Consider the following 21086-nt stretch of genomic DNA (forward strand, 5'->3'; position numbering starts at 1 on the left):
TCCAGCAGCGACTTGCGTGGCGTCGGGTCCGACGATGCGTCGGCGCCTCGACCACCCTAACCCGCGGTCACGCGGCTGTCGGTGGGGAGAACTCCCCATGCGGCCCGCGGTGCGGCCTCAGGCCCGCCAGCAGCCGGCGACGTGGTCGTCGACCATCCCGGCCGACTGCATGAGCGCCCACATCGTCGTCGACCCGACGAAGCGGAATCCGCGCCGGCGCAGCTCCTTCGACATCGCGTCGGACTCGGGTGTGGTCGCCGTGATGTCGGCGAACGACTGCGGGCGCCGGCGCGGCGGGGGCGCGAACGACCACATCAGGGCGTCGAGCTCCCCCGGTGCCATCGCGTCGACGATGCGGGCGTTGCCGATGGTGGCGAGGATCTTCGCGCGGTTGCGGATGATGCCGGCATCCGTCATGAGCCGTTCGACGTCGTCGTCGTCGAACGCGGCGACGACGGCCGGCTCGAAGCCCGCGAACACCTCACGGAACCGCGGCCGCTTGCGCAGGATCGTGATCCACGACAGGCCCGCCTGGAAGCCCTCCAGGCTCAGCTTCTCGAACAGCTCCCGGTCGCCGTGGAGCGGCCTGCCCCATTCCTCGTCGTGGTAGCGGCGATACTCGGGGTCGTCGCCGACCCACGCGCAGCGCGGGACGCCGTCGGGGCCGAGGCGGATGTCGGGACTCACCCCGCCACCCTACGGTCGGGACGCTACTTCTTCTTCTTCAGCGCCTTCTCCGACACCGGGGCGTTGCCGGATGCCGCGAGCGCCGCGTAGTGCTCCCGTGCTTCCTGCTGGCGCTCCTGCTCGGCGCCCGACGCGATCGGGGCGCGCAGGTGCTCCGGCGCGAACCCGAACGCGTCGACCAGGTCCTGCGAGTGCGGCCGCAGCCGCGCGCACAGGCGGTCGATGTAGCGCGACACCGCGGCGCCGCGCTGGGTGGAGAGCCGGCCGTGGATGAGGTGCCAGGCGAGGTGCTTCTCGATGAGCGACAGCCCGAACAGGTCGCGCAGCCAGGTGAGCACCTGGCGGGTGCCGTCGTCGGCGGCGCGGTTCACCCCGTCGGTGAAGGCCTCCCACTGCAGCAGCTCGCCGTGCGCACGGGCGGCCTCGATGAGCTCGGACTGGTTCTCGTTGAACAGGGCGGCGGCATCGGCGGGCGACATCTTCGCGGCGGGGCGCAGGCGGCCGGCGATGTCGGCGACCATCTGCTGCACCCGGGCGGACAGCAGATCGTGCTGCTGGTCGGCGCGCAGGCCCAGCTCCACCGAGCGCGCGGTCGAGCCGAAGTCGGTGACGGTCTGACCGAGCCGGCGCAGGCCCGCGCCGTGGAAGACCTTGCCTGCGGTCTGACCGACGGCGAAGCGGGCGAGCGCTGCGGCATCCGCGCCCTTGAACTGCTTCGCGAGGTCGCTCAGCAGGCGCTTGCCCACCAGCTGCAGCAGCACGTTGTTGTCGCCCTCGAACGTCGCGTAGATGTCGAGGTCGGCGCGGAGGCCCACGAGCCGGTTCTCGGCGAGGTACCCCGCGCCGCCGCAGGCCTCGCGGGCCTCCTGGATGGTGTCGAGGGCGTTCCACGTCGACAGCGCCTTCAGCGCCGCCGCGAGCGTCTCGAGGTCCTCGCGCTCCTCGGGGGTGTCTTCGCGTCCGCTGAAGACGCCGTCGAACTTCTTGATCAGCTCATCGCCGGCGAAGGACTGCGCGTAGGTGGTCGCGAGGCGCGGGAGCAGGCGCCGCTGGTGCCGCGCGTAGTCCATCAGCACGACCTCGTCGGTCCCGGTGCCGCTGTCGAACTGGCGGCGCTGATTGCCGTAGGTCACGGCGATGGTGAGGGCGGCGGCGGTCGCGTTGGTCGCGGCCCCGTCCAGGCACACCCGGCCCTGCACGAGCGCGCCGAGCATCGTGAAGAAGCGGCGGCCGGGGCTCGCGATGGGGCTCGAGTACGTGCCGTCGGGGGCGACGTCGCCGTAGCGGTTGAGGAGGTTCTCGCGGGGGATGCGCACGTGGTCGAAGTGCAGGCGGCCGTTGTCGATGCCGTTGAGGCCGCCCTTGACGCCGTCGTCCTCGCCGCCGACGCCGGGGAGGAACTCACCGTTGTCGTCGCGCAGCGGCACGAAGAAGCAGTGCACGCCGTAGTTGACGCCGCCGCTGATGAGCTGGGCGAACACCGTCGCGGCGCGGCCGTGCAGCGCGGCGTTGCCGAGATAGTCCTTCCACGCCCCGCGGAAGGGGGTGTGGATGACGAACTCCTCGGTGTCGGGGTCGTAGGTGGCCGTCGTTCCGACCGCCGCGACGTCCGAGCCGTGGCCGGTCTCGGTCATCGCGAAAGCGCCGGGCAGGTCGAGGTTCATCACGTCGCGCAGCCACTTGTCGTGGTGGGGCTTGGTGCCGAGGTGGTGGATCGCCGAGCCGAACAGGCCCCACTGCACGCCGGCCTTGACCTGCAGGCTGGGATCGGCGAGGACCAGCTCCAGGTACGCGGAGACGTTGGCGCCGTTGTCATCGAGGCCGCCGTACTCCTTGGGGTAGGCGCGTCGGGAGCCGCCGTTGGCCACGACGATGCGCAGCTGCTCGAGCACCCGCTCGCGGTGGTCGGCCATCGAGAGGCCGTCGACGCGCCAGAGCGCCGGATCCTTGACCATCTCGCGCGCCTCGCGGCGGGTGTCGGCCCACGTCCCCAGCAGCAGGTCGGTGACGGCGGCGATGTCGATGCGGGCCTCGTGGGCCTGCTCGGCGGTGTGCGGCGCGGTGGGCGCGCCGCCGGCGGGGGTGCGCTTGCTGGTCGCGGGGGTCTTCGGACGGACGGCAGCGTCAGTCATGGGTCACCTTTCGGCGGGAAACGGAGTCCTCTGACCGTAGGTGTCCCACAACACAGCCTCAACCCGATTGGTCACTATCTACACCAGCTCCCGTCCCCGCCCCGCCGCCCCCTTGTGCCGACCCCACACCCCCGCCGCCGGCCGCGGGTTTGGGGGCTGCCGAGTGAGCATTCGTGGCGCCGAGTGAGTATTCGATGCGCCGAGTGAGCATTCGATGCGCCGAGCGAGTACTGGTAGTGCGGAGGCGGCCGCGCGAAGATGACTCGCAGGAGGTGACGCGGATGCCGGTGACCTTGGAGCCGTGGGGACCTGGCGACCTCGATGTGCTGGTGCGGATGAACACCCCGGAGATGACCGCGTTCCTTGGCGGCCCTGAGTCGACCGCGGCGGTACTCGATCGGCACGAGCGCTACCTGAGGCCGCCGGAACTCAGTCCGTCGCGGATGTACCGCATCGACATCGATGGCGAGCCCGCCGGCGCCATCGGCTACTGGGAGGGTGACCTTGAGGGCGACCCCGTCTTCGAAACCGGGTGGAGCGTCGTGCCGGAGCTGCAGGGCAGAGGCGTCGCGCGTGCGGCGCTGCGAGGCCTCATCGACCTCGTGCGCGACGACGGACGCCGCGACCGGCTCATCGCGCTCCCGGGTGCCGACAACGTGGCATCCATCGCCCTGTGCCGCGGAGCCGGGTTCCGCGAGCACGGCCGACTGACCGAGGTGTTCCGTGGCAGCGAGCTGACGTTCCACATCTGGGTGCTCGACCTCTGAGCGCGAGTGCGCGAGCACTCTCTCGGCCAGGCGAATACTCACTCGCGGGGTCGAATACTCACTCGAGGGCGCGAATGCTCACTCGGCGCTACGAATACTCACTCGCGGGCGGCAGCGGGGGTCAGGCGGCGGCGATGACGGCCAGCACGGACTCGCCGTAGGCCTCGCGCTTCTTGGCGCCGATGCCGGTGATGCCGTCCAGATCCGCGAGCGAGGCTGGCCGGTGCTCGGCGAGCGCCCGCAGCGTCGCGTCGCCGAAGACGATGTACGCCGGCACCCCCTGCTCGCGAGCGGTCTCGGCACGCCAGGCGCGAAGCGCCTCGAACAGGCCGCGGTCGCCCTCACCCAGACTGTCGGCCGCCGATGCCTTGCGCACCCGCGCACCCGCGACGGGCCGCCCGATCGTGTCACGCCGCAGCGGCACCGCGGTCTCGCCGCGCAGCACGGCGCCGGCCGGTTCCCCGAGCGCGAGCGTGCCGTAGTCGCCCCGGGCGACGAGGATGCCGCGGGCCAGCAGCTGTCGCACGATCGAGCGCCAGTCCTGATCGGTGAGGTCGGCTCCGAGCCCGTACGTCGCCAGCCGCTCGTGTCCCTGCTGGCGGATGCGCTCGGTGTCGGCGCCGCGGAGGATGTCGATGAGGTGCCCCGCGCCGAAGGACTGATTGCGCTCGCGCTGCAGCCGCACGATCGTCGACAGCAGCTTCTGTGCCGGCACGAGGCCGTCGTAGGTCTCCGGCGACTCCAGGCACGTGTCGCAGTTGCCGCAGGGGCCGGATTCCTGCCCGAAGTAGCCGAGCAGGTTCTGGCGGCGGCACTCGACCGTTTCGCACAGCGCCAGCATGGCATCGAGGTGCTGCCCCATGCGCATCTTGAACGTGCGGTCGCCGGGGCTCTGGTCGATCATCCGACGCTGCTGCACGACGTCGCCGAGGCCGTACGCCATCCACGCCACGGCGGGTTCGCCGTCGCGGCCGGCGCGACCGGTCTCCTGGTAGTACCCCTCGACGGACTTCGGCAGGTCGATGTGCGCGACGAAACGCACGTCGGGCTTGTCGATCCCCATGCCGAACGCGATCGTCGCGACCATCACCACGCCGTCCTCGCGGAGGAACCGCGCCTGGTGCCGCGCACGCATGCCGGCATCCAACCCCGCGTGATAGGCCAGCGCATCGAGCCCCTGCGTCCGCAGGTACTCGGCGGTCTGCTCGACGGATTTGCGGCTGAGGGCGTAGACGATGCCGGCGGAGCCCTCGGGCAGGGACCGGATGAACGACACCAGCTGCCGGCGCGGGTCGACCTTGGGTGCGATGCGGTACTGGATGTTGGGGCGGTCGAAGCTCGCGACGAAGTGCCGCGCCTCGGGGAGGTGCAGCCGCTCGGTGAGCTCTTCGTGGGTCGCGCGGGTCGCGGTGGCGGTGAGCGCCATGCGCGGGACGCCGGGGAACCGCTCGGCGAGATCGCCCAGCGCCAGGTAGTCGGGGCGGAAGTCGTGGCCCCACTGCGACACGCAGTGGGCTTCGTCGATCGCGATGACGCTGAGCCGACCGCGCTGCAGCAGCGCCGTCGTCTGCGAGCTCGACAGCCGCTCCGGCGCCACATAGATGAGGTCGAGCTCGCCCGCGAGGTAGTCCCGTTCGACCGCCTGTCGCTCGGCGGCCGACTGCGTGGAGTTCAGGTACGCCGCCCGCACGCCGTTGGCGATGAGGGCGTCGACCTGATCGTGCATGAGCGCGATGAGGGGCGAGATCACCAGTCCCGTGCCTTCGCGCACGAGCGCGGGCACCTGGTAGGTGATCGACTTGCCGGCGCCCGTCGGCATGAGCACGACCGCATCGCCACCGGCGACGACGTGCGCCACGACATCGCCCTGGTCACCGCGGAAGGAGTCGTAGCCGAACACCTCTTTGAGCACGGCGACCGGGTCGGATCCGGTCAGCTCGCGCCGCGGCGGCAGGTCGAGCCCTGCGGATGCCGCGGCCGGCGGCGCCGCGCGAGGCGCCGTCCAGGCGTCATCCGGCGGGGGCATCCACCCGTCGTCGGGCGGGGGCGCCCAGTCTTCGGGCGGGGGCTCGTAGGCCTCGAAGGGGGCGTCGGACGGCGCCCATCCGGCATCCGTCGTCTCGCGCCCATCTCCCACCACCACAGCCTACCGAGCGCGGCTGACACCCGGCTGGGGCCCTCCCCAGGTCAGCCGATCCCGCCGCCGCCGTCGAACCCGCCGCCGAAGCCGCCGCCGTCGAACCCGCCCCCGAAACCGCCGCCGCCGTCGTAACCGCCACTGCCGTAACCGCCATCACCGCCGTAGCCGCCGTCACCCGCGTAGCCGCCGAACGCGCCGGTGTCGGCCGGGATTCCACCGAGCTCACCGACCCACGCCGGTTCGCCGGCGATGCCGATCGATCCGGCACCGATCGTGAAGTACGACACGACGGTGGCCGACGTGATGAAGTGACTCGCCACGACGGCGAACAGCAGCGGGTCGTTGAAGGGCCACAGCTCGGCAGCGCGGCGCTCCACGTCGGCGCGGGCGGATGCCCGACCCGCGATCCGGTCCTTCTCCTCGACGGCCGTCCCTGCGGCTCCACCCGACGGCGTCAACCGCCGGAACACGCCGGCGAGCACCGCGGGCTGCGGCTCCCGTACACGTTCCTCTGCGGTCATGAACGGTCGGAGCTTCTCGAACATCTCGCGCCGCCGCTCCAGCGGCATCTTGCCGAAAGCCGCCTCGTGCGCTCGCTCTACGACGCTGGGCGGCAGAGTGCTCAACAGGTAGACGTAGCGCGACATGCGCTCTTCCTCCGTCACCGCGGCATACGGCGTGCGGCGGCGGCGTCTCCACATGGCCATGGTCCACCTCCGGGATCCGGTGGCGACAGGTTACGCCGCCCCCCGCCCGCGCACCACGGCCGTCAGCACCACCGATCGGCGAGCGTCGTGACCACCGTGAGCGTGCGGTTGGTGGCGACCCCCAGCAGCCTGGCTGCGCGCAGCGGATCGACCCGTCCCTCGACGTATCCCGGCTGCAGCAGGGCGTGCGCCGCCCGACCGCTCACGACCATCTCCCCGCGCTCCGATGCCGTGGCCGCGATGCCGGCGACGGCTGCCGGCGACGGTTCCTCCTTCAGGAGGTACACGTAGTGGCGGGCGAGGCCGGGCCGCTCGGCGCTGAGCCTGCGGCCGGTCTCGGCGATCCGGGTGAACTCGGCCGCCGAGAACACGATCGTCGGCACCTCGAAGCCGCGATCGGCGGCGAAGGCCTGCTCGAGCCGTTCCTCGATGCGCGCCCGGGAGCGCATCGAGGTGGTCAACCGCACGTTGCCGGTGTTGATGTGCGTCGCGGCATCCGTGAAGCCCGCCTCCTCGACCACCCGGCGGATGTCGTCCTTCGGGAAGACGCGGGTCTTGCCCAGATTGATCGCGCGCAGGAACGCCAGGTAGGTCGCCACGGTGCCATTGTGCTCCCGGCTGCGACACGGCGTCACCGCGCCACTTCTTCGGAGATCGCCGGTTCCTCGGAGCGAAGGCGGTGCAAGGCTCCGAAGAACTGCAGATCCCCGAGATCGTGGCGCGCCGCAGACCCGCCGCAACACCGCTACAGCCGTGCGACCTCGGTCACGCGCACGACGGCAGCGCCCTCCTCGACGGATGCCGCGAGGTCGACCTCCGCCCGGATGCGCCAGTCGTGGTCACCGGCGGGATCGTCGATGATCTGGTCGACGCGCCAGACACCGGATGCCGCGTCGGACTCGTCGATGACGCACAGTCCCGGCGAGCGCGCCGGTCCCCCGGTGAGGATCTCGTCATGCTCGTCGTAGTACGCGTCCAACCGCGCCGGCCAGTCGACGTCGGGGTCGAGTGCCTCGAGCGCGTCGTCGTCCTGCAGCGCCGCCAGCCGCACCCGGCGGAACAGCTCGTTGCGCACGAGCACGGTGAACGCACGCCGGTTGGTCAGCACCGACGGGGGCGCGGGAGGCACGACGGGCGCGTCAGGGTCGTCCGTCGGGTGGGTCAGGGCCTCCCACTCGTCGACGAGACTCGAATCCACCTGGCGCACGAGCTCGCCGAGCCACTCGATGACGTCCATGAGGTCGTCGGTGCGCGCCTCGGCCGGCACCGTCTGGCGGATCGCCCGGAACGCGTCGCTCAGGTAGCGCAGCACCAGCCCCTCGCTGCGGCCGAGCTGGTACAGCGCGACGAATTCCCCGAACGACAGCGCCCGCTCGTACATGTCACGCACGATCGACTTCGGCGACAGCTGGAAGTCGCGCACCCACGGCTGGCTCGTCGCGAACACCTCGAACGACTGCGCGAGCAGGTCGGCCAGGGGCTTGGGATAGGTGATCTCCTCGAGAAGCTCCATGCGCTCCTCGTACTCGATGCCCTCCCGCTTCATCGCTGCGACCGCCTCGCCGCGCGCCTTGTACTCCTGCTGGCTGAGGATCGCGCGCGGGTCGTCGAGGGTCGCTTCGATGACGCTGACGACGTCGAGGGCGTAGTGGCCGGTGCCGATGCTGCCCGCATCGCGCGCCGCCACGCCCGCGGCATCCGCTCCTCGCCCCAGCTCCACCTCGGGGTCGAGCAGGTCGATGGCGGCGAGCGCGAACGGCGACAGCGGCTGGTTGAGCGCGAAGTTCGGCTGCAGGTCGACGGTGAGGTGGATGCCGTCCGGCCCCGACTCCACGATGCCCGCCGCCACGAGCGTGCGGAAGATCGCGATGGCCCGCCGGGCCAGCTCGTACTGGCGCCAGGGCGGCTCGTGGTTGTCGAAGACGAGCGAGCGCACATTGCCGAAGACGTCGCCGCCACGGCCGATGACGTTGATGAGCATGGCCGCGGTCAGCTGCAGGTGCGGCACGAGAGGTTCGGGCTGGGCCTGGATGAGCCGCTCGTACGAGCCGATCCCCCAGTTGACGACCCCGGTGGGCGCCTTCTTGCGCACGATCTTCTTGCGCTTGGCCGCGTCGTCGCCCGCGCGGCGCAGGGCCGCCTCGTTCTCGATCTCCCACTCCGGGGCCATCACCACGACGTTGCCGTAGGGGTCGTAGCCTGCGCGGCCCGCACGGCCGGCGACCTGGTGGAACTCGCGCGCCGAGAGCTGGCGCATCTTCGTGCCGTCGTATTTCGAGAGCGCGGTGATGACGACGGTGCGGATGGGGACGTTGATGCCGACGCCGAGGGTGTCGGTGCCGCAGATCACCTGCAGCAGCCCCCGCTGGGCGAGGGTCTCCACGAGGCGCCGGTAGCGCGGCAGCATGCCGGCGTGGTGCACGCCGATGCCGGCACGCACGAGCCGGGAGAGGGTCTTGCCGAATGCGGTGTTGAAGCGGAAGCCGCCGATGGCCTCGCCGATGGCATCCCGCTGCTCGCGTGAGGCGACCTTGACGCTCGCGAGTGCCTGCGCCCGCTCGAGGGCGGCGGCCTGCGAGAAGTGCACGATGTAGACGGGGCGTTCCTTCTCGTCCAGCAGCGACGCGACCACTTCGTGCACGGGGCGGCGTTCGTAGGAGAAGTGCAGCGGCACGGGGCGTTCGACACCGGTGACCATGGCCGTGGGGCGACCGGTGCGCCGCGTGAGGTCCTCGGCGATGTCGGTGACGTCTCCCAGGGTCGCCGACATGAGCAGGAACTGCGCGCGGGGCAGCAGCAGCAGCGGCACCTGCCACGCCCAGCCGCGGTCGAGGTCGCCGTAGTAGTGGAACTCGTCCATGACGACCTGGTCGACCTCGGCGTCCGCCCCCTGGCGCAGCGCGATGTTGGCCAGGATCTCGGCCGTGCAGCAGACGATGGGCGCCTCGGGATTCACCGACGAATCGCCCGTGACCATGCCGACGTTGTCCGCACCGAAGATGTCGACGAGGGCGAAGAACTTCTCGCTGACGAGCGCCTTGATGGGAGCGGTGTAGTACGTGCGGCCGCCCTGGGCGAGGGATGCCGCGTGCGCCGCGATCGCGACGAGTGACTTGCCGGTGCCGGTGGGGGTGGACAGCACCACGTTCGCGCCGGAGACGAGTTCCATGACGGCCTCGTCCTGCGCGGGGTACAGCGCGAAGCCGCGCTCGGTGGCCCACGCCACGAACGCGTCGTACACGCCGTCGGGATCGGGCGCGGCACGGACGGCGTCGAGAAGGCTCACCCTGTCGAGTCTGCACGACGCTCGGGCAGATGCAGGGCGATGCCCGCCCACAGCAGGATCTTCGGCAGGGTCCAGCGGGCCCTCTGCTCCGGAGCCGGACCGGCGGCAGGATGCCGCCGGGCGGGCGGACCCGGCCGGCACCATGCGACGAACGGCACCGGACGCGCGACGAACGGCATCCGCCCGCCCTCGCGGAACACCGCGCGGGCGGCCTACGTTGGGTGCAGTGACCGGAAGGAGCCACCCATGGCCCACCTCGACCCGCAGCACACCGTCACCCGTGACGACGACGACCATCGGTACGAGATCCGCCTCGGCGGGGTGCTGGCCGGGTTCGCCGAATTCGAGGTCGACCGGCGCGGGCGGCTGCGGTTCGTCCACACCGAGATCGACCCGGCATTCGAGGGCCGTGGGCTCGGTTCCACGCTCGTGCGCGAGGCGATGACCGATGTCGCCCGGCGCGGCGAGACGGTGGTGCCGGTGTGCCCGTTCGTCGCGTCGTTCCTCACCAAGAACGATGTGCCGGGGCTCGAGGTGGCGTGGCCGCGCACGAGCGATCCCGCACCCGCACCATGACCCGCGGCGACGCGGAGGCTGCACCCCAGGTGGAGCAGGCGGGCGCCCGGCGCACCGCCGCGGTGGATGCCCCCGAGATACTGCTGCTCGAGGCGCGCGAGGTTCCCCTCGGGGGGCTCCGCGGCATGCAGGTGCACCGGAGCCTGCCCCAGCGCGCGCTGCCGACAGTGGGCGCCTGGTGCTTCCTCGACCGGTTCGGCCCGCAGACCACCACGATGCGCGTCGAACCGCACCCGCACATCGGCCTGCAGACGGTGACGTGGCCGCTCGTGGGCGAAGTGCGACATCGCGACACCCTCGGCAGCGACGTCGTGGTGCGCCGCGGCGTGCTGGACCTCATGACCAGCGGTGCGGGCATCGCCCACTCCGAGTACTCGCTCGGCGACGGGCCGCTGCCGCTGGACGCCCTGCAGCTGTGGGTCGCGCTGCCGGAGTCGCGCCGTCACGGCCCGCCCGCGTTCGAGCAGCACGAGGGCCTTCCCGTCGTCGCACTCGGCGACGGCGCCGAGGCGACCGTCGTGATGGGGACTTTCGCGGGCACGACCTCGCCGGCATCCGCGTACACCCCGCTCGTCGGCGCCGAGCTGCGCCTGCCGGCCGGCACGCGCGTGCGGCTGCCGCTGGATGCCGCGTGGGAGCACGCCGTCGCCGGCGTCTCGGGCGATCTGCAGGTGGCCCCCGGTGCGGGCGCTGCGCCGGTGCCGCTCGCCCCGCAGCATCTGCTCTACCTCGCCCCCGGCCACGAGGGCGTCGACCTGGTCGCCGCCACCGACGTGACCGCCTTCCTCCTCGGCGGCGAGCCGTTCGAGAGCGACATCGTGATGTGGTGGAACTTCGTCGGCCGGTCGCACGAGGAGATCGTCGAGGCCCGCGAGGCGTGGGAGGCCGACGCACCCCGATTCGGCCATGTCGTCGGCCACGGCCCCGAGCGCGTCCCCGCCCCTCCCCTCCCCGGCGTGCGCCTGACCCGCCGGCGGCGGCGGAACTGAGGAATCTCCCGGTTTTCTCCGGTCTTCCGCACGGCCACGAGCGCGCGGCAACGGATAGCCTGGAGGCGTGGCCCGAGCATCCCGACTGTCCACGCGCGTTCTGCTGACCTGCGCGGCGATCGGTGTTGCCACCGGCATCATGGCCGCCGTCGGCAGCTGGCTCACGCCGCTGGTCATCGCGAGCGTGCCGATCGTGTACGGCGTGGTCCTCGGCGTGCACGTGCTGCCCGGCATCATCGCGCAGGAGGCGCTGCGCCTGCCGTGGGTGGCGCTGCTGACGCACCTCATGGCCGCCCTCGTCGGCGCCGCCATGGCACCGCACTGGGCGCTGCGCTTCATCGGCACGGCGCTGCTGTTCGGCGGCATCCAAGAGCTCGTCGCCGCCGCCACCCGCTACCGGGTGTGGCAGGCGTGGCGGTTCTTCATCTCCGCCGTCATCCTCGGCGGCATCATCGCGTTCGTGGTGGCGATGGTCGCCGACCTCGGGTCGCTGGCGCCCTGGGCGCAGGCGATCTACCTCATCGTCTCGGTCCTGGGACCGGTGGCGTGGACGGCCGCGGGACTCGCCGTCGGCCGGGGCCTGCGCCGCGCGGGCGTTGCCCAGGCCATCGCCCGCTGACGCGCGCCCTCCCGCGCAATTGGCAGGGAAGTTAGGTCAGGCTACCTTGGGTAGCGACCCCGTTTCCCTGCGCTCTGGATGCCTGTGACCTCCGCCCCTCGCGACGAGTCCGCCGTGTCCGCCACGGCGGCGTCCGGTGTCCCCCCGCTGCTGCGGGTGCGGGATCTCGCCGTCCGCTACGAGGGCGCGACGGCGTCGGCCCCCACGAGGGCGACCCTGTCGGTCCGGCGGGGCGAGGTCGTGCTGCTGCTCGGTCCCAGCGGGTCGGGAAAGTCGACCCTCGCGCTCACTCTCAACGGGCTCATCCCGCAGGCGGTCCCGGCCACCGTCGACGGCGCCGTCGAGGTGGCGGGGCAGGATGCCGCGACGACTCCCGTCGCCCGGCTCGCCGGCCACGTGGGCATGGTCTTCCAGGACCCCGATGCGCAGCTGGTGACCGGCACGCTGCTCGACGAGGTCGCGTTCGGCCCGGAGAACCTGCGGGTGCCGGCCCCCGAGGTCCTCGCCCGCGCCGAGGCGGCGCTGCGGCGCGTGGGGCTGTGGGAGCGGCGCACCGAGAACCCCGACCACCTCTCCGGCGGCGGCAGGCAGCGCCTCGCGATCGCGTGCGCGCTCGCGCTGCGCTCGGACCTGCTGGTGCTGGACGAACCCACCGCCAACCTCGACCCGCAGGGCATCGAGGAGGTCTACCGGGCGCTGGGCGAAGTCGCCGCGACCGGCGACCGGGCGATCCTGCTGATCGAGCACAACCTGGATGCCGCGATCGGCCTCGTCGACCGCGTGGTCGTGCTCGACCACGCGGGCCGCACCGCGGTGGACGGGCCGGTGGACGAGGTGCTGCGCGGCCGGGCGGCACAGCTGCACGAGATGGGGGTGTGGCTGCCGACGGCGACGATGGCGGCGCTGCGGCTGCGCCGGGCGGGCTACGCGCTCGACCCGCTGCCACTGACCCCCGCCGAACTGCACGCGGCGCTGCAGGAGGCGCCCGCGCCGGCTTCGGCGAGCGTCGCCGCGGCAGACGCCCTGCCGGCATCCGCCCCTGCCCGCCCCGCGACGGCGCCCATCGTGCAGGTGCGGGGACTGGACGTGACCCGGGGACGCCGCGAGGTGCTGCACGACGTGCACCTCGACGTGCGCGCCGGCGAGTTCGTGGCCGTCGTCGGGGCCAACGGGGCCGGCAAGACCACCCTCGTGCAGGCGATCGCCGGGGTCGTTCGGCCGCCGCGCGGGCACATCGACGTCGGCGGCATCGACCCCGGACGCGTCGACGCGCGGACGCTGCACCGGCGCATCGGGTTCGTGTTCCAGAACCCCGAGCACCAGTTCATCGCCGGCACCGTCTACGACGAGCTCGCGCACGGGCTGCGGCTGCAGAAGCTCCCCGACCCGCAGGTGCGCGAGCGCACGCAGGAGCTCCTGGAGCGATTCGGACTGACGGACAAGGCCGACGTGCACCCGTTCCTGCTGTCGGGCGGGCAGAAGCGACGCCTGTCGGTGGGCACCGCGCTCGTGGCGGGGGCACCCGTGCTGGCGCTGGACGAGCCGACCTTCGGGCAGGACCGCGCGCGCGCCGACGAGCTGCTGACCCTGCTGCAGGACCTCAACCGTCAGGGGACCACCATCATCGTCGTGACCCACGACATGCAACTGGTGACCGAGTACGCCGACCGCACCGTGGTGCTCGGCGACGGGCGGGTGCTCGCCGCGGGCCCGACGGCCGAGGTCTTCGCCGACGACGCCCTGCTGCAGCGGGCGGGGCTGCGTCCGCCGCCCCTGCGCGAAGCGCTGCGCGGGGTGACGCGGCATCCGCGGGTGCAATCGGTCGTGCGACTGGCCGACCTCCCCGGAGGCCGCGCATGACCGCCGTCGCCGACCCGTACGCCGAGGCGCGCCCGGCGTCGCCGGTGCGGTTCCTGTACGCCCTGAACCCGCTGGCGAAGTTCGCGGCCCCCGTCCCGGCGATGATCGCCCTCGTCGCGAGCCGCGATCTGGCCACCCCGCTGGCCTTCCTCGCGCTGTCGTACCTCGTGGTGCTGGTCGGGGTGCGGTTCACACTGCGCCTCGCGGCGCTGCTGCTGCTGGCCGTGCCCGCCGGCATCCTTTTACTGGGCTTCGGAATGAGCGTCTGGGTGGATGCCGCCCAGGTCGCCGACACCGCCCCCGTGCTGCAGGTGGGCGAGTGGACGCTGTACGCCGGGGCGCTGCGCATCGGCATGGCCACCGCGCTGCGGCTCGGCGCGATCGTCGCGCTCGCTCTCATGGCGGGGCTCACCACCACGGGCCCCGACCTCGTGCGCGCCATGGTGCAGCAGCTGCGGGTGCCGTACCGCATCGGCTACACGGCGCTGGCGGCCTTCCGTTTCGTGCCGCGGTTCCGGTACGAGCTCGACGTCATCCGCCAGGCGCACCGCGTGCGCGGGTCGCACGGCGGGCGGGGGCCGTTCGCCGCGATCGCGCGCTGGGGCGGCTACATCGTGCCGCTGCTGGCGAGTGCGATCCGCCACGCCGAGCGGGTGGCGCTGGCGATGGACTCCCGCGCGTTCGGCGCGTACCCCGACCGCACCGAACGGCACCTCGTGCCCTGGCGCACGCGTGACACGGTCTTCGTCGTCGCGTTCTGGGCCGTCACCGCCCTGCTGCTCTGGCTCACCTGGCCGCGCGCCTGACCGCCGTCCCCGCACTCACGGCACCCCGCCCCGCGGCATCCCGCCCCGCCCGACGCCCCGCGCCCGCCGCGTCCCCTCCCCGCGGCATCCCTCATCGCTGAGAAACCACTTCTCGGTCGATACACCGCGCACGGCGCGGCGTCTGAACCGGAAAGTGGTTTCTGGCGGGGGCGCACCGCCGCGCGGCAGCCCGGGAACGACGGATGCCACGGCCCACCCGAAGGGGACCGCGGCATCCGGGTGCGTCGGTGTCAGCGCTTGCCGGCGATCTTTCGGCTCACGATGTCGCGCATGATCTCGTTCGTGCCGCCGTAGATGCGGTGCACGCGCGCGTCGAGGAACGCCCGGGCGATCGGGTACTCGGTGATGTACCCGTAGCCGCCGTGCAGCTGCACGCAGGTGTCGAGGATCTCCCACTCGCGGTCGGTGGTCCAGAACTTGACCTTCGCGGCCTCCTCGGCGGTGAGCTTGCCCTCCTTGTAAGACATCAGGGCCTTGTCGAGGTACGCCCACATGACGTCGACGGTGGTGGCGACGTCCGCAAGCTTGAACCGCGTGTTCTGGAAGTCGATGACCCGCTCGCCGAACGCCTCGCGGCTCTTGGTGTACTCCACCGTCCACGCCAGCGCCGCCTGCGAGGCGGATGCCGCGGCGATGCCGATCGACAGCCGCTCGAGCGGGAGGTTCATCATCAGCTGGATGAAGCCCTGGCCCTCGGTGCCGCTGATGAGGTTCTCCTCGGGCACGAACACGTCGGTGAACGACAGCTCGGCGGTGTCGTGACCGTGCGAGCCCATCTTGTTCAGCTTCTTGCCGTGGTCGAAGCCCTCCATCCCGTTCTCGAGGATGAGCAGGCTGAACGCGTCGGGGCGGGTCCCCTCGCCGGTCTTGACGAAGGTGACGACGATGTCGGCGGTCTTGCCCGACGAGATGAACGTCTTCGCGCCGTTGACGATGTAACCGCCGTCGACCTTCTTCGCGGTGGTCTTGATGCCGCGCAGGTCGCTGCCGGCGCCGGGTTCGGTCATCGCCAGCGCGCCGAGGATCTCGCCGGTGGCCATGCGGGGCAGCCACTTCTCCTTCTGCGCCTGCGTGCCCATGTGCACGAGGTAGGGCACCGCGAGGTCGTCCTGGATGCCGAAGGCGCCCGCGAGCGACCCGGCGCCGGCGCCGATGACCTCTTCGTTGACGATCGTGCGGAAGCGGTAGTCCTGCAGCATGCCCGCGCCGCCGAACTCCTCCGGCACGGAGAGCCCGATGATGCCGGCCTCACCGGCGGCGAGCATCGTCGCCCGGTCGATCTCGCCGTCGGCATCCCACTGCTCGCGCTTCTCGTTGGTCGCGTAGCGCTTGATGAACTCCTTGACGACGTCGCGGAACGCCTCGTGGTCCTCGTCGTAGATGTCGCGCTCCATGCGCAGGCCCCCTTCGGTTCGTCGGCGGTGCAGCCGCCGGGTACTCAGACGTCTCGGTGTGGCACCGCTCACCGATCGGCGGCGCCGCCGTGGCGAGTCTAGGCTCCACAGCAGCGCACCGCACCTGTTTGTGGGATCGGATGTCGCGATGAGTGGAACTGAGTACCGCGCAATTGTGGGATGCCGCTAGTCGGCGTAGTCCGGCGCCGGCGGCAGCTCGAAGAACTCCTCGAGCGAGTGGAAGCCACCCTCCCGGTAGGCCCGGGCGAGGTCGGTGCCGACGTAGCGCAGGTGCCACGGCTCGTACGCGTAGCCGGTGATGGCCGTGTAGCCCTCTTCGTAGCGGACGATCCAGCCGTACTCCCAGGCGTGGTCGCGGATCCATGCGTCGGCGGGCGTGCCGGCGAGATCGTCGAGAGTGCCGCATGCCGGGTCGCACGGGACGATGTCGACGGCGAGACCCGACTGGTGCTCACTGAAGCCCGGCCGGGCACTCACGAGGTCGGCCCCCGCGGCACCGCGCTGGGCGACCTGCGCGTCGTAGATCGACCGCTGCATCCCGTACGCGCGGTAGCCGTTCTGTGCGCCGATCTCGCCGGCGCCGGCGGCGCGGGCGGCGGCGACCATCTGGGTGAGGGCGGCGGCGGCATCCGTGCGCAGGATCGCGTGACCGGCATCCGCCGCCGTCCCCGCCGACACGAGCGGCGAGGGGGCGTACTCCAGCGGCGCGTACGGGCGCTGCTTGTTGACGACGACCCACACCCGAGCGGGGTCGGCGAGGTCGATGCACGGGACGGCCCCCGATGCCACCCGCTCGCGGAACGCGGCGGCACCGCCGGCGGCCGCGATGACCGCAGCGTCGTCACCCGCGGCCAACGCTTCGGTCACCGCGGCCTCGGCGCAGAGGCCGTCGGCCGGCGCGGGGGCCGGAGCCTCGGCGGGGGCGGCGGACTGCTCGGGCGGTGTGGCGCCCCGCAGGGTGGGCACGGGAAGCGCGGTCGCCCAGGGCGCGGGACCCCGATCGGCCGCGGGGGCTCCCGCCGGCTGCGCGTCGCCGGGCGCCAGCACCGAGAAGAGGAGGGCGATGACGCCCCACGCGAGCAGGGCGCCGATGACGGTGAGCACGACGATCCCCCGGCGCCGCGCGGCACGGCGCCGGGCCCCGGGCTCGGGGCGCGGGTCCTCGACCGCTGCGCGCAGGGCGCGGCGGGAGGTCGGCGGTGGGGGATCCGTCACGTGTCCATTCTCCCCCGTCGGCGGCGGCCCGCCGACCGGTCCGCTGCGCGCGCCGTTCGAACTGAACCGACGTCGTATTGACACAGTCTCGAAGTTCTGTTCCCATGGAACGATGCGGTGGCAGGGTCAAGAACTGGGCGTGGTGGATGCCGACGCCCTGCCCGGGATGGAACGCATCGACGGGCTGGTGCGCTCGGTGACGACCCCCGAGTTCGCCGGGATGACGTTCCACGAGGTGCAGTGCAAGTCGGCGCTCAACCGCGTTCCGGGGGCCTCCGCCATGCCGTTCGACTGGACGGTGAACCCCTACCGCGGCTGCAGTCATGCGTGCGTGTATTGCTTCGCCCGCGGCACGCACGAGTACCTCGATCTCGATGCCGGGCGCGACTTCGATTCGCAGATCGTCGTGAAGATCAACGTCGCCGAGGTGCTCGCCCGCGAGGTGAACCGGGGGTCGTGGGCGCGGGAGACCGTGGCGCTGGGGACCAACACCGACCCCTATCAGCGGGCCGAGGGCCGCTACCGGCTCATGCCCGGCATCATCGGCGCGCTCACCGCCTCGGGGACGCCGTTCTCCGTGCTCACGAAGGGCACGCTGATCCGGCGAGACCTGCCGCTGCTGCGCGATGCCGCAGCCTCCGTCCCGGTGTCGATCGCCATGTCGATCGCCGTCGCCGACGAGCACCTGCGCGCGGCGATCGAGCCGGGGGCGCCGTCGTTCCAGGCCAGGCTCGACACCGTGCGCGCCGCGGCCGACGCCGGATTCCGGGTGACCGTCTTCCTCATGCCGATCGTGCCGCACCTCACCGATTCGGTCGCCGTGCTGGACGATGCGCTGCGGCGCATCAAGAATGCCGGTGCGGGGCGGGTCGTGTGGGGCGCGATGCACCTGCGGCCCGGCGTGAAGCCGTGGTTCATGCAGTGGCTCGAGCGCGAGCATCCGGAGCTGGTGTCGTCGTATCGCGGCCTGTACCCGGGGGCAGCCGTCGGTGCGCCCAAGGCGTATCGCTCCTGGCTGGCGCAGCGCGTGCGTCCGCTGCTGCGGATGCACCGGCTCAACGGCGCCGAGGAGGACGACACGCCCCGCCTGACGCCGCGGCCGGGCGCCGTCGTGACCACGGCGCGCGGTCGCGCCGCCGCGGCGGCGCCGATGCTCTTCTGACGACCGCCCCAAAACAGGCGATCTCCCCGTTGCAGGACGGATGCAGCCGGCCCAGCCTGTTTCCGGGAGACCTCCTGCTCCGGGGAGGCGGCGCGGGCCGGGTACCGGCGCTCACCGCCGCGGGCGCAGTCGCCCCGCCCAGCATCCACCCACCTCCCCACAACAGGAGGAATCACGGCAACAGGACGGATGCAGCCGGAATCGGCCTGTTCTGCGGAGATCTCCTGTACCGGGGATCCGCAGCGGCCGGAAACGACGAAGCGCCCCGGAACACGGAGGTTCCGGGGCGCTTGCCGTCGATCAGGCGTCGACGTCGGCCAGCTGGCGGCCGGCCAGCTCGTCGAGCACGTCGTCGCCGACGCGCACCTCTTCGAACGGCGCGTCGATCTCGGCGCGCTCGAGCATCTCGGTCATGCGCCGACGGCGCTGACGCGGGATGAGGGTGACGACCGTGCCGGTGCGGCCGGCGCGGCCGGTGCGGCCCGAGCGGTGCAGGTACGTCTTGTACTCGTCGGGCGCGTCGGCCTGGATCACCAGGTCGATGTCGTCCACGTGGATGCCGCGGGCGGCGACATCGGTGGCGACGAGCACGCTGACGCGGCCGTCGGTGAGACGCTGCAGGTTGCGCGTGCGCTTGGCCTGGTTCAGGTCACCGTGCAGAGCCACCGCGGGGATGCCCTGGTCGTCGAACTGCTCGGCGAGCATCTCGGCGTACGCACGGGTGCGGGCGAAGACGAGCGTCTTGCCATCGCGGTCCACGAGCGACGAGAGGATCTCGGCCTTGTCGCGGTGGTCGATCACGAGCACGCGGTGGTTGATCGTGCTGGAGTCCTGGTCCTCACCGGCGACCTCGTAGACGGCCGGCTCAACGAGGAACTCGTCGACCAGCGCCGCGACCTCACGGTCGAGCGTCGCCGAGAAGAGCAGCTTCTGGGCGCCGTCGGCGACGAGGCGGAGGATGCGCTGCATCGGCTCAAGGAATCCGAGCTCCGACATGTGGTCTGCCTCGTCGAGGACGACGATCTGCACCTCGGAGAGGTCGAGCTTGCCCTGGGCGACCAGGTCCTCGATGCGGCCGGGGGTGCCGATGATGATGTCGACGCCCTTCTTCAGCGCACCGACCTGGCGCGCCTGGGGCACACCGCCGTAGATCTGCGTGGTGAAGATGCCGACGCTGCGCGCGATCGGCTGGATCGTGCGGTCGATCTGCAGCGCGAGCTCACGGGTCGGGGCGAGGACGAGCGCCTTGGGCAGACGGCCGAATTCACGACGCTTGCCTGCCTGCGAGCGCAGCAGCGACTCCACGAGGGGGGCGCCGAACGCGATCGTCTTGCCGGAGCCGGTGCGGCCGCGGGCGAGCACATCCTTGCCCTCGAGGATCGGGGCGATGGTGGCCGCCTGGATCGGGAAGGGGCTCGGGGCACCGAGGTCCTTCAGGACGCGGACGATGTTGTCGCCGAGCCCGAGGCTCGAGAACGTCACATCGGCGACCTCGCCGGCCTGCACGGCCTCGGCCTGCAGACGCTCGTGCACGACGTCGACGTGGTCCTGCTGCGCCTTGGTCTTGGACTCGGCATTCCAGTCCGAGCGGGCCGGGCGGTCGCCGGAGTCGCGGCGGGGACGGTCGTCGAACGAACGCGCGGGGCGATCGTTGAACGAACGCGCGGGGCGGTCGTCGCGACGGGGACGGTCGTCGAAGGAGCGGGCCGGGCGGTCGCCGTACGAACGGGCGGGACGGTCGTCACGCTGCGGGCGGTCGCCGTAGGGGCGGGCCGGGCGGTCGCCGTACGAACGAGCCGGACGGTCGTCACGCTGCGGGCGGTCGCCGTACGAGCGCGCCGGACGGTCGTCGCGCTGCGGGCGGTCGCCGTAGGACCGCTGCGGGCGGTCGCCGTACGAACGGGCCGGACGGTCGTCACCCGAACGGGCCGGACGGTCATCGCGCTGCGGACGGTCGCCGTAGGACCGCTGCGGGCGGTCGTCGTACGAACGGGCCGGACGGTCATCGCGCTGCGGGCGGTCGCCGTACGAGCGCTGCGGGCGGTCGCCGTAGGAACGCGCACCGCGGTCGTCTCCGGAGCGTGCCGGACGCTCGGGACGGTAGGAGGGACGGCCATCACCCGAAGGGCGGCGGTCGTCGCGCGACACGCGGTCGCCGCGGTAGCCACCGCGGTCATCGCGGGCGGGACGGTCATCGCGCGCCGGGCGGTCGTCGAAGGAGCGGCGGGGACGGTCGTCGCCGGCGGTGCTGCGGATGCTGCGGGCCTCGTCGCGGCCGACCTTCTCCTGCGCGGTCCAGCGGCGCTTGGGAGCGGCGTCGGCGGTCTCCGCAGCCGGGCGGTAGCCGCGGTGGCTGGGGCTCTTCGAGCCGGCGGTGCCGGTGGATGCCTCGCCGGGGCGACGCTTGCGGTCCTGGAAGCTGGTCTTCGCGCCGTAGCGGGGCTCGAAGTTCTTGGCGGCGCGGCCGCCTGCGGGCTTCTTGCTTTTGGGCATGGAAATGTCCTTCTGGGTTCTCAACACACGAGAACAGCACCCGCTAGCGCGCAGGTATACCCGGACATTCGTCGGCCGGGGCCATTATCGATGATGGTCATGCGCGTCGATCGACGCCCACCATCGGCCCCTTTGGACTCACAAACCCATCCACGCGATCATGCGCAGTGTCCAGAGCCGACCGAACGAGTATATGGGTGCCAGCTGGGAA

The 21086-nt window shown here is 72.0% G+C and carries 16 protein-coding genes; 7 read left to right on the plus strand and 9 right to left on the minus strand.

All coding sequences use genetic code 11. The features are described from left to right. Positions 1 to 117: 117 nt before the first annotated feature. Complete coding sequence (locus ACFVR6_RS15515) at positions 118 to 687, minus strand: DNA-3-methyladenine glycosylase I (RefSeq protein ID WP_386964648.1); 570 nt, start codon at positions 685 to 687, stop codon at positions 118 to 120. Positions 688 to 710: 23 nt separating this feature from the next. Then, positions 711 to 2819, minus strand: coding sequence for an acyl-CoA dehydrogenase family protein (locus ACFVR6_RS15520; RefSeq protein WP_386964650.1), 2109 nt, complete (start codon positions 2817 to 2819; stop codon positions 711 to 713). Between the two features lie 281 nt (positions 2820 to 3100). Between ACFVR6_RS15520 and ACFVR6_RS15525 the strand changes: the two genes are divergently transcribed. Next, positions 3101 to 3586 carry a GNAT family N-acetyltransferase gene (locus ACFVR6_RS15525; RefSeq protein WP_386964652.1) on the plus strand — a complete coding sequence of 162 codons (486 nt, stop codon included), beginning with the start codon at positions 3101 to 3103 and terminating at the stop codon, positions 3584 to 3586. A gap of 121 nt (positions 3587 to 3707) precedes the next feature. On the opposite strand, the gene recQ is transcribed toward ACFVR6_RS15525, so the two are convergent. From recQ to ACFVR6_RS15545, 4 genes are all read right to left on the minus strand, one after another. After that, positions 3708 to 5612 carry a DNA helicase RecQ gene (gene recQ, locus ACFVR6_RS15530; RefSeq protein WP_386964733.1) on the minus strand — a complete coding sequence of 635 codons (1905 nt, stop codon included), beginning with the start codon at positions 5610 to 5612 and terminating at the stop codon, positions 3708 to 3710. 161 nt (positions 5613 to 5773) lie between these two features. Next, positions 5774 to 6433, minus strand: a complete 660-nt coding sequence (locus ACFVR6_RS15535) for a hypothetical protein (protein WP_386964654.1) — start codon at positions 6431 to 6433, stop codon at positions 5774 to 5776. 62 nt (positions 6434 to 6495) lie between these two features. Then, entirely contained in the window at positions 6496 to 7032 is a 537-nt protein-coding gene (locus tag ACFVR6_RS15540; protein WP_386964656.1) for a DUF1697 domain-containing protein, read from the minus strand. A 146-nt stretch (positions 7033 to 7178) separates the two neighbouring features. Further along, a complete protein-coding gene (locus tag ACFVR6_RS15545; RefSeq protein ID WP_386964658.1) occupies positions 7179 to 9719 on the minus strand; it encodes a DEAD/DEAH box helicase in 2541 nt (846 codons plus the stop codon). A 246-nt stretch (positions 9720 to 9965) separates the two neighbouring features. Between ACFVR6_RS15545 and ACFVR6_RS15550 the strand changes: the two genes are divergently transcribed. The 5 genes from ACFVR6_RS15550 (at position 9966) to ACFVR6_RS15570 (ending at position 14569) form a co-directional block, all read left to right on the plus strand. Further along, positions 9966 to 10295 carry a GNAT family N-acetyltransferase gene (locus ACFVR6_RS15550; RefSeq protein WP_386964660.1) on the plus strand — a complete coding sequence of 110 codons (330 nt, stop codon included), beginning with the start codon at positions 9966 to 9968 and terminating at the stop codon, positions 10293 to 10295. Further along, positions 10292 to 11284: a pirin family protein gene (locus ACFVR6_RS15555; protein WP_386964661.1), complete on the plus strand. Its 993-nt coding sequence runs from the start codon at positions 10292 to 10294 to the stop codon at positions 11282 to 11284. The genes ACFVR6_RS15550 and ACFVR6_RS15555 overlap by 4 nt, the downstream gene beginning before the upstream one ends. 67 nt (positions 11285 to 11351) lie before the next feature. Then, positions 11352 to 11903, plus strand: a complete 552-nt coding sequence (locus ACFVR6_RS15560) for an ECF transporter S component (RefSeq protein ID WP_386964663.1) — start codon at positions 11352 to 11354, stop codon at positions 11901 to 11903. Between the two features lie 78 nt (positions 11904 to 11981). Continuing rightward, on the plus strand, positions 11982 to 13763 hold the full coding sequence (locus ACFVR6_RS15565; RefSeq protein WP_386964665.1) for an ABC transporter ATP-binding protein: 1782 nt from the start codon (positions 11982 to 11984) through the stop codon (positions 13761 to 13763). Next, positions 13760 to 14569 carry an energy-coupling factor transporter transmembrane component T gene (locus ACFVR6_RS15570; protein ID WP_386964667.1) on the plus strand — a complete coding sequence of 270 codons (810 nt, stop codon included), beginning with the start codon at positions 13760 to 13762 and terminating at the stop codon, positions 14567 to 14569. Before ACFVR6_RS15565 ends, ACFVR6_RS15570 begins: the two co-directional genes overlap by 4 nt. A gap of 251 nt (positions 14570 to 14820) precedes the next feature. Here the strand turns inward: ACFVR6_RS15570 and ACFVR6_RS15575 are convergent, their stop codons facing one another. Next, the gene (locus ACFVR6_RS15575) at positions 14821 to 15984 is read right to left on the minus strand and encodes an acyl-CoA dehydrogenase family protein (RefSeq protein WP_386964669.1); all 1164 of its coding nucleotides are present in this window, start codon (positions 15982 to 15984) and stop codon (positions 14821 to 14823) included. Positions 15985 to 16170: 186 nt separating this feature from the next. Then, entirely contained in the window at positions 16171 to 17220 is a 1050-nt protein-coding gene (locus tag ACFVR6_RS15580; RefSeq protein WP_386964671.1) for a M15 family metallopeptidase, read from the minus strand. A gap of 112 nt (positions 17221 to 17332) precedes the next feature. Here ACFVR6_RS15580 and ACFVR6_RS15585 point away from each other — a divergent pair, with 112 nt between their 5' ends. Further along, positions 17333 to 18382 (plus strand): Rv2578c family radical SAM protein, encoded by a 1050-nt coding sequence (locus tag ACFVR6_RS15585; protein ID WP_386964673.1) that lies wholly within the window; start codon positions 17333 to 17335, stop codon positions 18380 to 18382. Between the two features lie 300 nt (positions 18383 to 18682). Here ACFVR6_RS15585 and ACFVR6_RS15590 read toward each other — a convergent pair whose 3' ends face one another. After that, complete coding sequence (locus ACFVR6_RS15590) at positions 18683 to 20875, minus strand: DEAD/DEAH box helicase (protein WP_386964675.1); 2193 nt, start codon at positions 20873 to 20875, stop codon at positions 18683 to 18685. Positions 20876 to 21086 lie beyond the last annotated feature (211 nt).

The sequence above is a fragment of the Microbacterium sp. NPDC058021 genome (assembly GCF_042885955.1).
Taxonomy (GTDB): domain Bacteria; phylum Actinomycetota; class Actinomycetes; order Actinomycetales; family Microbacteriaceae; genus Microbacterium.

Bases quoted from the DNA above. Each gene is read 5' to 3' on its own strand.
- ACFVR6_RS15520 (WP_386964650.1), bottom strand. From the start codon at position 2,819: ATGACTGACGCTGCCGTCCGTCCGAAGACCCCCGCGACCAGCAAGCGC.
- ACFVR6_RS15525 (WP_386964652.1), top strand. From the start codon at position 3,101: ATGCCGGTGACCTTGGAGCCGTGGGGACCTGGCGACCTCGATGTGCTG.
- recQ (WP_386964733.1), bottom strand. From the start codon at position 5,612: ATGCCCCCGCCGGATGACGCCTGGACGGCGCCTCGCGCGGCGCCGCCG.
- ACFVR6_RS15535 (WP_386964654.1), bottom strand. From the start codon at position 6,433: ATGGCCATGTGGAGACGCCGCCGCCGCACGCCGTATGCCGCGGTGACG.
- ACFVR6_RS15550 (WP_386964660.1), top strand. From the start codon at position 9,966: ATGGCCCACCTCGACCCGCAGCACACCGTCACCCGTGACGACGACGAC.
- ACFVR6_RS15555 (WP_386964661.1), top strand. From the start codon at position 10,292: ATGACCCGCGGCGACGCGGAGGCTGCACCCCAGGTGGAGCAGGCGGGC.
- ACFVR6_RS15565 (WP_386964665.1), top strand. From the start codon at position 11,982: ATGCCTGTGACCTCCGCCCCTCGCGACGAGTCCGCCGTGTCCGCCACG.
- ACFVR6_RS15570 (WP_386964667.1), top strand. From the start codon at position 13,760: ATGACCGCCGTCGCCGACCCGTACGCCGAGGCGCGCCCGGCGTCGCCG.
- ACFVR6_RS15575 (WP_386964669.1), bottom strand. From the start codon at position 15,984: ATGGAGCGCGACATCTACGACGAGGACCACGAGGCGTTCCGCGACGTC.
- ACFVR6_RS15585 (WP_386964673.1), top strand. From the start codon at position 17,333: ATGCGGTGGCAGGGTCAAGAACTGGGCGTGGTGGATGCCGACGCCCTG.
- ACFVR6_RS15590 (WP_386964675.1), bottom strand. From the start codon at position 20,875: ATGCCCAAAAGCAAGAAGCCCGCAGGCGGCCGCGCCGCCAAGAACTTC.